Origin of the sequence: Butyrivibrio sp. INlla16, from assembly GCF_900104155.1 — a bacterium.
Lineage (GTDB): Bacteria > Bacillota > Clostridia > Lachnospirales > Lachnospiraceae > Butyrivibrio.
The window spans coordinates 231,891-245,429 of record NZ_FMYB01000001.1 but is presented as its reverse complement, the minus strand read 5'-3'; the positions used below and the strand labels follow the sequence as shown (position 1 = coordinate 245,429).

Here is a 13,539-nt window from a genome sequence, read left to right as displayed (position 1 = left end):
GTCGTCTGTATCGAGCTTACCGAATGAAGGAAACGCTCCGTCTCATCTTAAAAATCAAAGATACTGACGAAGCAGAAGCCGCTCTTAAGCGGTGGCTCTGGTGGGCAAGTCACAGCAGGATTGATGCTTTCAAGGAGCTATACCTCAAGATCAAACGTCACAGGGATCACATACTCAATGCAATACGGCTGGGTATGAGCAATGCACGAATTGAGGCTACTAATAACAAAATCAAACTGATTGTCCGCAAGGCATATGGTTTTCGCAATATCCAAAACATGCTCGATATGGTCTACTTAGTATGCTCGGATTTGAGGATTCCACTTCCTAACAGAAAATCTCGAGGCGCATGATCAGCATAAATGCTGGGGATGATGGCATTTTTTACCCACCATTACCCCTGAAGAGCCATAAAAAGGAGCTATTTCAATGATAAATATACTATTTGTCTGCCACGGCAGGATTTAATGCCAAAGCAAAGAATGGCGGAAATAAGCTATTTATGAGCAGAGAGGTATCTGTTTTACACCTTGTTTACACCTTTTGATTTGGGAAGGAACACACCTCTGAAAGAGAGAACCAAAAGATATGATAAAAATTCTGTTCGTCTGCTGGGGCAAGAGATTTCAGTAGAGCAGGTGACCTTGAAAATACGGCATTTTGAAGATTTATCAAACAGATTTACACCCCGTTTACACCTTTTGAAGGTGAACTATCCGATGAATGACGAGAGCACTCTGCGTGATGCAGGGTGCTTTTTTGTATTTTTTATATAGGACAAATATAGGATAAATTCAGCCTCATAACACGAAAATGACAATTTACAGAACGATATCCGAGAAAAACTCTCGAATATGTTGACGTAATACACAAAATACGATAATATAATGCTACAAAATGTTCATACCATAGATTTGGATGTTTGGAGGATAATGCAATGTTATGTCAGTTTTCAGTAAAGAATTTTAAAAGTATTAGGGATGAGATCATATTCGATATGCAAGCGGCTGCAATTTCTGAACATGCAGATCGTGTTATAAAAGATGCTGACGATCAGTTGTTTCTGCCGGTATCAGCTATTTATGGTCCGAATGGTGGAGGAAAGTCAACCGTTTTAGAAGCTATTCAAACACTCGGAACCATGGTATTAAGACCAGTTTACGCCACAAAGCAGAATGACAGTGCTGACTATAAATTCAACAGATTTCCTGTTAAGCCCTTTATGTTTTCAGAAGAAGGAAAGAATAACCCTACAGAATTTGAAATATTCTTCAGAACTAGGACGGCAGAATACAAATATACTCTTCATATTAAGGATGGTGTAGTGGTGAATGAAAGCCTGGATCGAGTGAAGCTGGAGACTAACAGAAAGTCAGCGCTTTTTCTTCGTAAAGGTGATGAAATAAATCTTAAGGGTGTATTCGCTAAGTTAAAAATCAGCGAAGGCCTTTCAAGGAATCTGCCTTTGCTTTCCTATTTGGGGATTACCTATATGGATAATGATGTTGTAGCTGATGTCATGAACTGGTTTGAAGATGGAATAGACTTTCTTAATTATGGAAATCCCTTTGAAGAATTACGGATGGCAATTGCATCTTCAGAAGAGGTAAAGCAGCTTGTATTAGATATGATCAGAGAAATGGATCTTAATATTGAAAACTTCAGAGTGGAAGAAAGAGAGAATGGTCGAATTGAAGTGTTTACGCAGCATGTTGTTGACGGATTCACAGCAGAGCTTACTTTGTCAGAGGAATCAAGTGGAACCAAAAAATTATTTGGTTTGCTCCCGTTCATAGCTAAAAGTCTTGTTCTTGGCACGACACTGGTAATTGATGAACTGGACGCTAAAATACATCCAGTACTTTTAAAGTATGTGATCATGTTATACAACAATATGACAATCAATAAACACGGAGCGCAACTGATATTTACGTCGCATGATCTTTCTACGATGAATAATGAAGTCTTTAGAAGAGATGAAATATGGTTTGTTGCAAAAGGAAATAATCAGAACTCGAAATTATATTCGCTTGTTGAATTCAAGACGGGGAATGGAGAGGTCGTCCGAAAGGATGCCAAATATGATAAACAGTATCTGGAAGGCAAATATGGCGCAGATCCGTACCTGAGGAGAATTATAGATTGGAGTGTTGTAAATGCCTAAAAAAGTTGGAACAGAGAACTGGAGAAAAAAACGTCGCCAGGAATATCTAGAGATGAAGGAATTCAGATACTATATTTTTTGCGAAGGTGAGCAGACGGAACCTCTTTACTTTAGTGGATTCAAAAAGCTTATTGAAGATAACCCGATCTACAGGGACATGGTTTTGATTCAAATAGAACCTTGTGGTGCAGAGACTATGAGAGTTATCAACCGAGCTGAAAGATATATCAAAGAAAACCATATTGAAAAAGGACAGATATGGTGCGTGTATGATAAAGACAGCTTTCCGGCAGAGAACTTTAATGGAGTAGTGAGTAGAGCAGAATCACTGAATAAGGATAATCCTTTGTTGCAATATCACACAGCCTGGAGTAATGAATGCATTGAGTTTTGGTTTCTCCTTCACTTTGCCTATTATACTTCAAATAACCATAGAAGTGAATATATCAGCTTTCTTAATGAGAAGTATAGGGAACTTGGAATAGGAAAATATCAAAAGAACAACAGTGCGACATTCGATATTTTAATGAATCAGGGTAATCCTAAGTTGGCATCAAGATATGCGCGAAGGATTATCGAGGATAATATGAAACTTTCGCCGGCAGATATTGCACCTGGCACAAAGGTTTATGAGCTTGTGGAGGAACTGGCAAAATATCTTCCGGAGGAATATCGGGAAAAATTTATGTGAAGAAAGAGGGGCATCTTATGCCGAGAAGTAGGGAAGCCACAAGTACAATTAAGGGCTATTATTATCAGTTTGATTACTATATCCTGCAGCTTCTTTATCTCCAAAACAACAATGCATCTGTGTGCGTTGAGGGAATCGAAGATGTCGATATTATACTGGATGAGTTCACAGAAGCTGTTCAGTGTAAGTATTATGAGGAAACAAAATGTGTTCCATCAAAGGTAGGAGAAGCAATCCGTCCCATGCTTCGACATTATGCCAGTAACAAGGACGAGCGGATGTATCGGTATAGACTGTATGGCCACTACAATTCAGGTATGGATACAATACCTAAAGATATTGATGTTGCATATGCAAAGGAAAAGTTCTTTACGTATAAGAACAAGGGAAAAGAGCATATTTTATATGAAGAATTAAATCTGGATGATTTGGATATTAAAAAGTTTCTGGACAAATTGGAACTGCAACTTGAAGCCGATTCTTATGAAGAACAAATTGAAAAGATTGTTGCCAAGCTCCAGTCGGTCATTGGATGTACAGAGTATGATGCTAGATTCTTCTACTATAACAATGCAGTAACCTTTGTGAAAAATGTAGCCGTTAAGAAGACAAAACCCGCTCGGACAGTGACTAAGGGGCAGTTTATTGCTGCAATAAAGAGGAAACAGGAACTGTTTGATAGATGGTACATTGATTATATAGGTTTTGACAAATACTATAAAGCTGTGCGCAAGCAATTCTTTACCGTTAGCAATATCTCTCCCACGCATCGCTTTTTCCTGGTGGAATATGATGGAACCAGTTCGGATTTGGATATGGCTGAGATTATTATGGAGACGAGCAAAAAATGGAGCAGAACATCGAAAAGGGAACCGTATCCGTTCTGCCCGTATATATATTTGCATGGTTTATCAGATACAAGGCTGGCTAACGTAAAGAAATTACTGACAGAAAATGCTTATTACATTTGGGATGGATATGAATACAAGGATGCCACCTTCAATCCATCAGCACTCTCACGACCTATCAATGCATTCCTGGGTGTTCGAGCGAAGATTTTATGTAGGAAGTATGAAATAGATCTTGTATTGGATGAATGCAAAGGAACCAAGGAGGTGTATCAGTTCTTTTTGCAGAAGCCTTTCTATGAACGCAAACAATATGTAGGTAGGGATTTTCAAATCTTGAGAACAAAGGATGTTACCAAGATAATTTGAGGGAGGATCATTATGAAGCAAGAAGAGAAAATGACGGCAGAAGTCATAGCTGTATTTCCAGATAAGGTGCGCATTTCCGTAGATAGCATTGAGGATTTTACCATAGCTGAGGAGAATCTGAGAGTTGGATCCTATCTACGTATTGCAGATAATGACAATGCTGTTATGATAGCCGTTATCGAAAACTTCACGATTGAGGTTGCCAATTCGTCTGAGGAAGAACCCAAAAGGAAATATATCCTAGAAGCAAATCCGCTTGGCATTATCCGCGATGGGAAATTTGAACGAGGAGGTGACACACTGGCTATTCCGCCAAAGAAGGTAGAACCTGCCAAAATGGAAGAAATCCAGAAAATCTTTGAGGAGTCTCTTTCGGAAGAGAAGAAGTTCGCCTTTGCGAAACTGTCCACGAACCGTTCTATTTCTGTACCAGTGGATGGAGACAGGTTTTTCAATAAACATATTGCCATAGTCGGATCGACGGGTTCAGGAAAATCGCATACTGTGGCAAAGATTATTCAAAATGCAGTGAGAGGAAAAATAGGGGAATATGAAGGTTTGAACAACTCTCATGTGGTGATTTTTGATATTCATTCCGAGTATCGGGCCGCTTTCCCAGATGCTAAGTTTATCGACATAACTAATTTGAAACTTCCATATTGGCTTCTTAACAGTGATGAGCTTCAGGAACTCTTTATTGATACTGAAGCTAATGATCACAATCAGAGAAATGTATTTAAGGAAGCCGTTGTAAAAAGTAAGAAAGACCATTTCGATGGTGCTGAAGGACAAAAGGAAAAGATACATTTTGATTCGCCGTTAATGTTTGAAATAAGGGAAGTTTTGCAGTTTGCAAGAGATAAGGATACGGAGCGGGTTCCGTCTGCTACTGCCGGCAAAGATAAGGCAGGTCCGCTTAATGGACAACTCACTAATTTTGTAAGCAGATTTGAGAATAAACTTTCTGATCGCCGGCTTGATTTTTTACTAGGGAATGAAGCACGGGATATGACGTTCGAAGAAGTCCTTAAATCCCTTATAGGATATGGTGATGATAAATCAAATGTTACAATCATTGACTTGAGTGGGGTTCCCTTTGATGTATTGAGCATTACGGTATCTTTGATTTCTCGTATTTTATTTGAATACGGATATTATTATAAGCGGTTAAGGATAGATGAGAATCAAGATGTTAATGAGATTAACGATGTCCCGCTTCTGTTGGTCTATGAGGAGGCTCACAAATATGTGCCTAATAATGATGCCGCTAAGTATAGGGCTTCAAGAGAATCTATTGAGAGGATTGCAAAAGAGGGGCGTAAGTATGGCGTTACACTTATGCTTGCAAGCCAAAGACCATCAGAAATATCAGAGACCATATTTTCGCAATGCAACAATTTTCTTGCACTGCGTTTGACTAATCCTGCGGATCAGAACTACGTTAAGCGATTGCTGCCTGATACGATGGGGAATCTTATTGATAGGATGCCAACATTGAGAGCTGGGGAAAGTCTCTTGATTGGAGATGCGGTAGTACTTCCCTCAGTTGTACAGGTTGATATGTGTGATCCCACTCCGGCTTCCACAGATATTCCATACTGGCAGTTATGGCAAGAACAATGGCATAATCTTGATATAGATAAGATTAAGAAAATATGGGGAAGACAGTGATGCAAGATATTTATAAAATTGCAGCAGCATTTCGTTCTGCAATAGAAGAAGCGATTCGAAATGGAGAAATCCGAAAAATGGCTTCTTTTCCGATGGGCTGTTGCGGCATGGCAAGTGATTTGCTCCAACGATATTTGTTTGAACAAGATGTTTTTACATGGTATATGTCAGGACGGTATGGCTATGGGGTAAATGGGGAATCACATGCTTGGCTTGAAACGATGGACGGAACTGTTGTTGATATTACTGGAGACCAGTACAAGTATAAGAAGTTGAGGTTTACAGAGCCTGTATATGTTGGTTTGAGAACCAATGGTTTTCATGATAAATTTGAGCTTGATGAGCCAAAAGCATATTCTCGAGAAGATGATCCGTTTGGAGGAAACCATGAATTTGACCTGAGATATGAAGTGGTTATGAGGTACATGAAAAAGTGCATGTGACTATGCTATCGACTACGGATAATACATGATTTACAGGCTAGCCTACATTGTATTGTTTGGCGGTGCTTTTTCGCCTCCTCTGAAAAAGTAGTAGGTAGGATTTTTGTATGGGGTGGCGGCTATAGCCTTAAATGAAGATTCCTAAAGGAGTTCCTGTTCAATATAAGTTCAGTCAGATAAGGTTAGATGTTTTTGATTATGTATATGGTTCCTATTAGTACTCGTAGCTATCTTTTCTGACAGACAGATAAGGGGAGAAAAAACGAGGTGGTGAACACCCAAAAATATTTAATGTGAGACAGAAAAATATGGATTTTATAGAAGCACTCAAAAAAGGAAATATAGAAACAATCCGCAAATTTCCCAAGGCTGATCTGCACAATCATTTTGTGCTTGGAGGAAGCCGGAAATATTTGCTTGAGCGTTCTGGTCGGGATATTCGGCCGATTACCGAGCCTCTTAATTCTATGGATGAAATGCATGCATGGAACGGAGCGAATATAGGAAATTTTTTTGACACACCGGAAGGGCGAAGGCTGTTGATAAAGGCAACCTTTGTGCAGGCAAAGGAGGATGGGGTCTCCATTCTTGAGATTGGTGAAGATGTTTGGGGGCTGGGTGCATTTTGGGGCAACGACATCAATGAACTGGTGGATGCTTTTGAAACCGCTCACCGAGAGATCGCACCGGAGATAGAACTCAGGCTTCAGATTGGAATTTCGCGTCACTGTGATATTGCGTATTTAGAGGATTGTCTGTCTCATTTTTGGGGATGCAAAGCCTTTTATTCCATAGATTTGTATGGAGATGAGCTGGCGCAGCCCATAGAAAACTTTATCCCCATCTATAGACGAGCTAAGGCTGAAGGACTAAGACTCAAAGCTCACGTTGGTGAATGGGGAACGGCTGAGGATGTACGCAAGGCTGTAGAATGTTTGGAACTTGATGAGGTCCAGCACGGGATCGCGGCGATAAATGATCCTTCTGTAGTCCGTTTTCTGGCAGATCATAAGATTCGGCTAAACATTACACCATCGAGCAACTATCTTCTTGGAAGGGTTAATGACTTGAAGACTCACCCCATTGCTGAGCTTTATCATAGCGGTGTGGATGTAACCATCAATTCAGATGATGTATTGATTTTTGATTCGGACGTATCCAAGGAATACCTCCGTTTATATCAGAGCGGATGTCTGACTGCGGAGGAACTGGACAATATCAGAATCATTGGGTTAGATGCAAATTAAGGCATTTATACAAATTAGCAAGCAATGTCTGTGTCCAGACAAAGCATGCGCTGGCTTGTTGGGTGCAATCCCCAATCCCCGGGAACATCTGTATGACAGATGAGCTACGCGACATATCGCTTTATTGTTTTGGGGTTTTAACTTTACATCAGGTTTTATTAAAACGGTAATAACACTTCCTGTACTCTGAACTTTGAAACTGAAACTGGAGTACAGGAAAAAATTTATTCTAAACAAGACATACAGTTGTCTTGTTTGCTTTGATAGGATAATCAGGAAAGGTAAGCATATGAAGATAGACAGGCTAATCGGAATATTATCGATACTGTTGCAGAAAGAGATGATAACGGCGCCTGAGCTTGCGGAGCATTTTGAAGTGTCACGAAGAACGATAGGCAGAGATATAGAAGCTCTTTGCAAGGCGGGAATACCGATTCGCACTATGCAAGGATCTGGAGGTGGTATCTCCATTATGAATGGATACCGAATGGACAGGACTCTTTTGACATCCCGGGATATGCAGATGATCCTTGCCGGACTTCGGAGCTTGGATAGTGTGAGTGGAAGCAGGTATTACGGTCAATTGATGGAAAAGATTCAGGCTGGATCGTCAGAACTTATCAGTGGCAGAGATTCTATTTTGATTGATTTGTCCTCCTGGTACAAGACTTCACTTGCACCCAAGATAGCTACTATGCAGGATGCGATAGAGAACAGGCATATTTTGGAATTTGACTATTATGCGCCCTCAGGAGAGAGCAAGCGCTCTATAGAACCATATTATGTTGTTTTCAAATGGACCAGCTGGTATGTGTATGGATGGTGCCTGAAACGTAAAGATTACAGGCTGTTTAAGCTGAATCGCATGGATAAGGTAAAAGAAACAGAACAGGAATTTTTATGCAGAAATGCGCCGGTGCCTGACCTTACTTCGGAGATGGCATTTCCAAGGAATATAATTCTCAAGGCTTTATTTGAACCTGACATGAAATGGAGGTTGGTTGAAGAATTTGGACCGGATTGCTATAAGGTTATAGAAGACGGAAGACTTCTTTTGATTCAGGATTACAGCGATATGAACGATCTTACCATGTGGATGCTTACCTTTGGAGATAAAGTTGAGGTTATTGAACCGATAGAAGTACGTGAGAAATTAAAAAGTATCGCAGAATCAATGTTCAAAAAATATGGAGGAAAGAAAAGTGGGGAAAATTGAAAGATACGATGTAAGCGAAGAATGGGCACATTCAGGAATCATTAAAGCAGGAGATTTTTGTTTTTTAGGATACTGCGTTGGAAATGTCGGAGGAACTATAGAAGAGCAGATAAATGGTGCTTTCGACAATATGGAGGAAAGGCTTGCTCTGGTCGGACTTACTCTGGAATCTGTGGTTCAGATGGATTGTTTGTTCAGAGACGTTTGGAATATTCCTGTCATGGAAAGAATCATAAAAGAAAGATTTGGCGGAAAGTATCCTGTGAGAAAGTCAATACAGACCGAATTTGCGCATGTGGGTGGCAAGGACGGTCTGCAATTTCAAGTCGATGCGGTTGCATACATTGGATAAGGGGCTGGGAATATGCTAACCATTACAAAACAACAGGCTAGGCAATTTATATTGGCAAAGCAGGGATTGATTGGTTCATATCGTTTTGTGGGTAAGGCAGGGACCTATGACTATGTGCGTCAGGCAGGATGCATTCAGTTTGATCCGGTTGATGTTTGCGGCAAGAATGCTGAATTGACACTACAGTCAAGAGTCAAAGGCTTTAAGAAATCAATGCTGCGAGAACTATTGTATGAAGACCGTAAACTTGTAGACTATGTTGATAAGGAATTATCCATATGGCCCATAGAGGACTGGCCATATTTTGCTTCCTACAGGGATCGCAGCAAGAAAATGGGCGATGGTTTTGAAGGACTGCAAGAAATAAAGGAAGAGGCTGTAGCATATATTAGGGAGAACGGGCCAGTCTGCAGCGATACATTACCAATCGAAGGTGAGATATACTGGCATTCTTCAATGCATTGGAGCGGCAACTGGCAAAAAAAGTCTCCTGCGGCAAGATCGGTTTTGGAACAGTTATATACGGAGGGTGAACTGATCATTCATCATAAAAATGGCAGCCGTAAGTATTACGACCTTGCAGAGAAATACATTCCTGTCGCGATACTGAAAGCAGATAATCCGTGTAGTGATGAGTTTAGTCTGATCATATGGCGGGTTCTTCGAAGAATCGGAGCGGTTGGCCTGCTGTGGGATAAGAGCAGCACAGCTTTTCTGGGTATTGATATGAAAGCTGATTTAAGGAAAAAAGTGCTCTCTGAACTGTCAGCTACTGATAAGATCAAATCTGTTATGGTAGAGGGGATAAAGACACATTTTTACTATCGTACAGAAGATGAATCTCTCATGAAGGACATTCTTAACGGAAGTGCGGATCTGAAACCAAGGATGTCATTTGTGGCGCCGCTTGATCCTCTACTATGGGATAAGGCCTTAATATTTGCTTTGTGGGATTTTAAGTATTCCTGGGAGATTTATACACCTGCGGCTAAGAGAAAGTATGGTTATTATACATTACCGATTGTATATGGGGATCGATTTGTCGGCCGTATTGAGGCGGTTCCGGATCGTAATAGATGCGCCCTTCATGTAAAAGGTTTATGGTGGGAGCAAGGAATCCGACAGACAAAAGCCTTAAATTCGGCATTGGAGAAAACTCTGGACGGTTTTGCGAAATTCAACGACTGTAAGATTGTGGAAAAAGAGTTTTGAACTCAGCCATATTGGTTAAGAAAATGGGAGACTGATGTCATGAAATACGAATGGATTGATGATTATTTACTGAAAATGCCTGGCGTAACCAAGGACTTGCAGAAGGATTGGAACTGGATCCGTTACCAGATCGGTGGGAAGATGTTTGCCGCAATATGCCTGGATGATTATGATAAGCCCTATTACATAACGCTGAAACTGGAACCGTTGGAGGGGGATTTCTGGCGCAAGCAGTACGAGGATATAATCCCCGGCTATTACATGAATAAGATACATTGGAATTCCGTGAAAGCAGATGGTGATGTGCCGGATGATATCTTAATGGATCTTCTTGGAAAGGCATACAAAATCGTGCTTGGAAGTTTCAGTAAGAAAAAGCAAAAGGAGATATTGGGAGATGAGTGATCTTAATGAAATGATTAGCTGCTGTGGTTCGGACTGCAGTGCGTGCTATTGCTACGGAGAAATGTGTATGGGTTGCAATGCTGTATGTGGAAAGGTGTTTCATGCACCGGAAGGAAAGGGGTGTCCCATATATTATTGTTGCCGGATCCGGAATGGTTTTAATTCCTGTGGAGAGTGTGATAATCTGCCCTGCGACCTGATACTGGGAACTAGGGATCCGAGTCTGTCGGAAGAAGAGTTTATGAAGAATGTGGACGAAAGAGTAAAACGACTAAGGGGGTAAGTGCAGTGGCGTTTGATTTTAAGAAAGAATACAAAGAGTTTTACATGCCCAAAGATAAACCGGCAATAATATCGGTTCCAAAGATGAATTATATTGCGATTCGTGGCAAAGGCAATCCAAACGATGAAAATGGTGAATATAAAGCTGCAATAGGACTGTTATATGGGATAGCTTTTACTATCAAGATGAGCAAGAAAGGCGACCATCAGATAGATGGATACTTCGATTATGTGGTTCCACCGTTGGAGGGCTTTTGGTGGATGGACGGTAAGGACGGTATTGATTATGCACACAAGGAAGATTTTCGCTGGATTTCTGTGATACGCCTTCCGGATTTTGTGAGCGAATATGATTTCAATTGGGCAGTAAATGTGGCGACAAAAAAGAAAAAACTAGATTTTTCTAAGGTTGAGTTCCTGACTATTGAAGAGGGCTTATGTGTCCAGTGTATGCATCTCGGTTCTTATGATGACGAGCCTGCTACAGTTGATGCTATGCACAAGTTCACGGAAGAACAGGGGTATGAGCTTGATATTACAGATAAGCGTCTACATCACGAGATTTATTTGAGCGATGCAAGAAAAGTAGTTCCGGAGAAAATGAAGACAGTAATTAGGCATCCTATTAGAAGAAAAGATACTTGACAAAGTCGAACACATATTCTATATTATTGGTGTGTTTCTTATACCCAAAAATCGGTAAACAGACAGTTTTATAAATGTATGACAAAGCTCAGACTCCTTGTAGTTTGGGCTTTTTTTGTTGCCATTTAATAATTGTGTAAGCAGGATCATGGGTAAAAGGCAAAAAGATGTCTACAAAGTATACCGATTTTTTGCTGTTATATTTCACAAAAATGTTTGTGCAGTATCAACAAATATTCGAGGAAAGAAGGAGATGATGCGAAATGATGGGGATTATACTTACCATATCTGGATGTGGATAACTTACTCTCGTGTGTCCAAATCATACCATAGTAGTCTTAAAAGGACACGCGGGAAGTATGAAAATCAGACTTCAGGAAATGTCCTTCAGAAACGTGAAGAAATGTCAAAAGGACAAAGTAATAAGACTGAGAGAAATAAAACTGACTTTATTAATACTAATCGTATCCTATCCGTAGTGTGTCAAAACTACACTACGGTGGATCGGATGGGATAAGGACAGGAGGTGATCATTTTGAGAGGATCATAGAAAAGAATACCGGTAACTGTTAACGCAGGCATCCTTAGGGATGTCTTTTTCATTTTATGAGGAGAAAGAAAAATGTTTAATCAAGAATATCTTCCGTGTAACAGACAGATCCATATCAAGCTTTCTGACAAAGAATTAAAACTGATTCGGGATAGGATGGAGCAAATGGGTTTCAAGAATATGAGTGCCTATATCAGAAAAATGGCAATCGATGGATATTACATCAATGTAGATTTTACTGCAATTCATGATCTTGCCAAGATGATGTGCATCGACAGCAGAAACATTAATCAGATTGCAAAAGCAGCCAATACCTATGGCTGGGTTGATGAAAAAATTATCGCTGATATGAAAGCTGAGCATGAGAAGGTTCTGGAAACGGTAAAAGAGTATTTTGATAAATTGCTTGAAATTATGTAGTTTTGGAAAATTGTTTTTAGCCTGCTTGCAGGCGTAGCTTGTCGATGAAAAATCGGCAATCGGGGGGATTGGGGCATACTCCCCAACAAGCAAAATCGCATCAGGTGTACACCGATGCACTGCTTGCCAATTTATAAACAACATAATTTTCAATATGGAAAAAGAAAGGAATAAAGAAAAATGAATATGACAGAATATGAAGAATTAATGAATGACACAAGATTGTTTTACAGGCTTCCGAAGAGATTGTTTGAGGATCCTGCATTCGAAGAAATGTCGATTGATGCAAAAATGCTATACATGATTTTGCTTGATCGCAGATGTCTCTCGGAGATCAATGGAAGTGATTGGAGAGATGATCACGGGTGCGTGTTTATCTATTTTACCATCGAAGAGATGATGAGACTTATGAACTGTGGGAACAAAAAGATCAATGAGCTTTTGAAGGAATTGGAGAAATATGATCTTGTTCAGAGGAAGCACAGAGGGCTGGGAAAGCCAAACAGGATTTATGTGTATAATCTCCTTTCGCCATACAATCCAAATTGGAAGCCCGGAGTAAAGAAAACTATGGAAGGAGATGAGAAATATGCTTAATACAGATCTTGGATGCAACAATGCAAACGGAATAACTCTGATACATGAGATTACAGAACGTCCCGCTAAAGTTCCGACGATGGTTCCGCTTGCTTATGGAATTCTTTGTGAGCTGAAGAAGACTATGAAAGAAGCGGTTCCGGTAAAAGAGGTGAAAGATAGCCCTGCTGTTTCTATTGCGGATAAATATTCTCTATCGATACAGGAAGCTGCTGAGTATTACGGGATTGGAGAAAAAAGACTTAGAAGTATTATATCAGAGCACTATAATGAGCCGTTCATTCTTGAAATAGGATCGCATCAGCGTATCAAAAGAAGACTCTTCGAAGAGTTTCTTGATCAGGCAACGGCGGTATGAATAAGCACATCAAATAATGAAAACACAACAAAAAATACGTGGCAGGCGAACAGCCCGATTGATATAATG

General features: G+C 40.1%; 16 protein-coding genes. All 16 read left to right on the top strand.

What is annotated here, in order from left to right; translation table 11 throughout:
- The coding region (locus BLR42_RS01040) for a transposase (RefSeq protein WP_139165079.1) at positions 1 to 353 on the top strand (353 nt) is incomplete at its 5' end.
- A 584-nt stretch (positions 354 to 937) separates the two neighbouring features.
- A complete protein-coding gene (locus BLR42_RS01035) occupies positions 938 to 2,164 on the top strand; it encodes an AAA family ATPase (RefSeq protein ID WP_091865850.1) in 1,227 nt (408 codons plus the stop codon).
- Positions 2,157 to 2,855: an RloB family protein gene (locus tag BLR42_RS01030; protein ID WP_091865848.1), complete on the top strand. Its 699-nt coding sequence runs from the start codon at positions 2,157 to 2,159 to the stop codon at positions 2,853 to 2,855. Before BLR42_RS01035 ends, BLR42_RS01030 begins: the two co-directional genes overlap by 8 nt.
- A gap of 17 nt (positions 2,856 to 2,872) precedes the next feature.
- Positions 2,873 to 4,072 carry a DUF4297 family anti-phage-associated protein gene (locus BLR42_RS01025; protein ID WP_091865845.1) on the top strand — a complete coding sequence of 400 codons (1,200 nt, stop codon included), beginning with the start codon at positions 2,873 to 2,875 and terminating at the stop codon, positions 4,070 to 4,072.
- A gap of 12 nt (positions 4,073 to 4,084) precedes the next feature.
- Positions 4,085 to 5,743 (top strand): ATP-binding protein, encoded by a 1,659-nt coding sequence (locus BLR42_RS01020; protein WP_091865843.1) that lies wholly within the window; start codon positions 4,085 to 4,087, stop codon positions 5,741 to 5,743.
- Entirely contained in the window at positions 5,743 to 6,186 is a 444-nt protein-coding gene (locus BLR42_RS01015; RefSeq protein WP_091865841.1) for a hypothetical protein, read from the top strand. The genes BLR42_RS01020 and BLR42_RS01015 overlap by 1 nt, the downstream gene beginning before the upstream one ends.
- 308 nt (positions 6,187 to 6,494) lie before the next feature.
- The gene (locus tag BLR42_RS01010) at positions 6,495 to 7,433 is read left to right on the top strand and encodes an amidohydrolase family protein (RefSeq protein ID WP_091865839.1); all 939 of its coding nucleotides are present in this window, start codon (positions 6,495 to 6,497) and stop codon (positions 7,431 to 7,433) included.
- Positions 7,434 to 7,722: 289 nt separating this feature from the next.
- Positions 7,723 to 8,649 carry a helix-turn-helix transcriptional regulator gene (locus BLR42_RS01005; protein WP_091865837.1) on the top strand — a complete coding sequence of 309 codons (927 nt, stop codon included), beginning with the start codon at positions 7,723 to 7,725 and terminating at the stop codon, positions 8,647 to 8,649.
- Positions 8,636 to 9,001: a RidA family protein gene (locus BLR42_RS01000; protein ID WP_091865834.1), complete on the top strand. Its 366-nt coding sequence runs from the start codon at positions 8,636 to 8,638 to the stop codon at positions 8,999 to 9,001. Before BLR42_RS01005 ends, BLR42_RS01000 begins: the two co-directional genes overlap by 14 nt.
- Before the next feature lie 12 nt (positions 9,002 to 9,013).
- A complete protein-coding gene (locus BLR42_RS00995; protein WP_091865832.1) occupies positions 9,014 to 10,213 on the top strand; it encodes a winged helix-turn-helix domain-containing protein in 1,200 nt (399 codons plus the stop codon).
- 39 nt (positions 10,214 to 10,252) lie between these two features.
- Entirely contained in the window at positions 10,253 to 10,618 is a 366-nt protein-coding gene (locus BLR42_RS00990) for an MmcQ/YjbR family DNA-binding protein (RefSeq protein ID WP_091865830.1), read from the top strand.
- On the top strand, positions 10,611 to 10,901 hold the full coding sequence (locus BLR42_RS00985) for a DUF3795 domain-containing protein (RefSeq protein WP_242879149.1): 291 nt from the start codon (positions 10,611 to 10,613) through the stop codon (positions 10,899 to 10,901). Before BLR42_RS00990 ends, BLR42_RS00985 begins: the two co-directional genes overlap by 8 nt.
- Before the next feature lie 5 nt (positions 10,902 to 10,906).
- Positions 10,907 to 11,545 carry a GyrI-like domain-containing protein gene (locus BLR42_RS00980; RefSeq protein WP_091865827.1) on the top strand — a complete coding sequence of 213 codons (639 nt, stop codon included), beginning with the start codon at positions 10,907 to 10,909 and terminating at the stop codon, positions 11,543 to 11,545.
- Between the two features lie 622 nt (positions 11,546 to 12,167).
- Positions 12,168 to 12,515 (top strand): plasmid mobilization protein, encoded by a 348-nt coding sequence (gene mobC / locus BLR42_RS00970; protein ID WP_091865823.1) that lies wholly within the window; start codon positions 12,168 to 12,170, stop codon positions 12,513 to 12,515.
- A 180-nt stretch (positions 12,516 to 12,695) separates the two neighbouring features.
- Positions 12,696 to 13,112 (top strand): replication initiator protein A, encoded by a 417-nt coding sequence (locus BLR42_RS00965; protein WP_091865821.1) that lies wholly within the window; start codon positions 12,696 to 12,698, stop codon positions 13,110 to 13,112.
- The gene (locus tag BLR42_RS23435; protein ID WP_242879148.1) at positions 13,105 to 13,470 is read left to right on the top strand and encodes an excisionase; all 366 of its coding nucleotides are present in this window, start codon (positions 13,105 to 13,107) and stop codon (positions 13,468 to 13,470) included. Before BLR42_RS00965 ends, BLR42_RS23435 begins: the two co-directional genes overlap by 8 nt.
- Positions 13,471 to 13,539 lie beyond the last annotated feature (69 nt).

Bases quoted from the DNA above. Each gene is read 5' to 3' on its own strand.
- BLR42_RS01005 (WP_091865837.1), top strand. From the start codon at position 7,723: ATGAAGATAGACAGGCTAATCGGAATATTATCGATACTGTTGCAGAAA.
- BLR42_RS01020 (WP_091865843.1), top strand. From the start codon at position 4,085: ATGAAGCAAGAAGAGAAAATGACGGCAGAAGTCATAGCTGTATTTCCA.
- BLR42_RS00990 (WP_091865830.1), top strand. From the start codon at position 10,253: ATGAAATACGAATGGATTGATGATTATTTACTGAAAATGCCTGGCGTA.
- BLR42_RS01030 (WP_091865848.1), top strand. From the start codon at position 2,157: ATGCCTAAAAAAGTTGGAACAGAGAACTGGAGAAAAAAACGTCGCCAG.
- BLR42_RS00965 (WP_091865821.1), top strand. From the start codon at position 12,696: ATGAATATGACAGAATATGAAGAATTAATGAATGACACAAGATTGTTT.
- BLR42_RS23435 (WP_242879148.1), top strand. From the start codon at position 13,105: ATGCTTAATACAGATCTTGGATGCAACAATGCAAACGGAATAACTCTG.
- BLR42_RS00995 (WP_091865832.1), top strand. From the start codon at position 9,014: ATGCTAACCATTACAAAACAACAGGCTAGGCAATTTATATTGGCAAAG.
- BLR42_RS00985 (WP_242879149.1), top strand. From the start codon at position 10,611: ATGAGTGATCTTAATGAAATGATTAGCTGCTGTGGTTCGGACTGCAGT.
- BLR42_RS01035 (WP_091865850.1), top strand. From the start codon at position 938: ATGTTATGTCAGTTTTCAGTAAAGAATTTTAAAAGTATTAGGGATGAG.
- BLR42_RS01010 (WP_091865839.1), top strand. From the start codon at position 6,495: ATGGATTTTATAGAAGCACTCAAAAAAGGAAATATAGAAACAATCCGC.
- mobC (WP_091865823.1), top strand. From the start codon at position 12,168: ATGTTTAATCAAGAATATCTTCCGTGTAACAGACAGATCCATATCAAG.
- BLR42_RS01015 (WP_091865841.1), top strand. From the start codon at position 5,743: ATGCAAGATATTTATAAAATTGCAGCAGCATTTCGTTCTGCAATAGAA.
- BLR42_RS01025 (WP_091865845.1), top strand. From the start codon at position 2,873: ATGCCGAGAAGTAGGGAAGCCACAAGTACAATTAAGGGCTATTATTAT.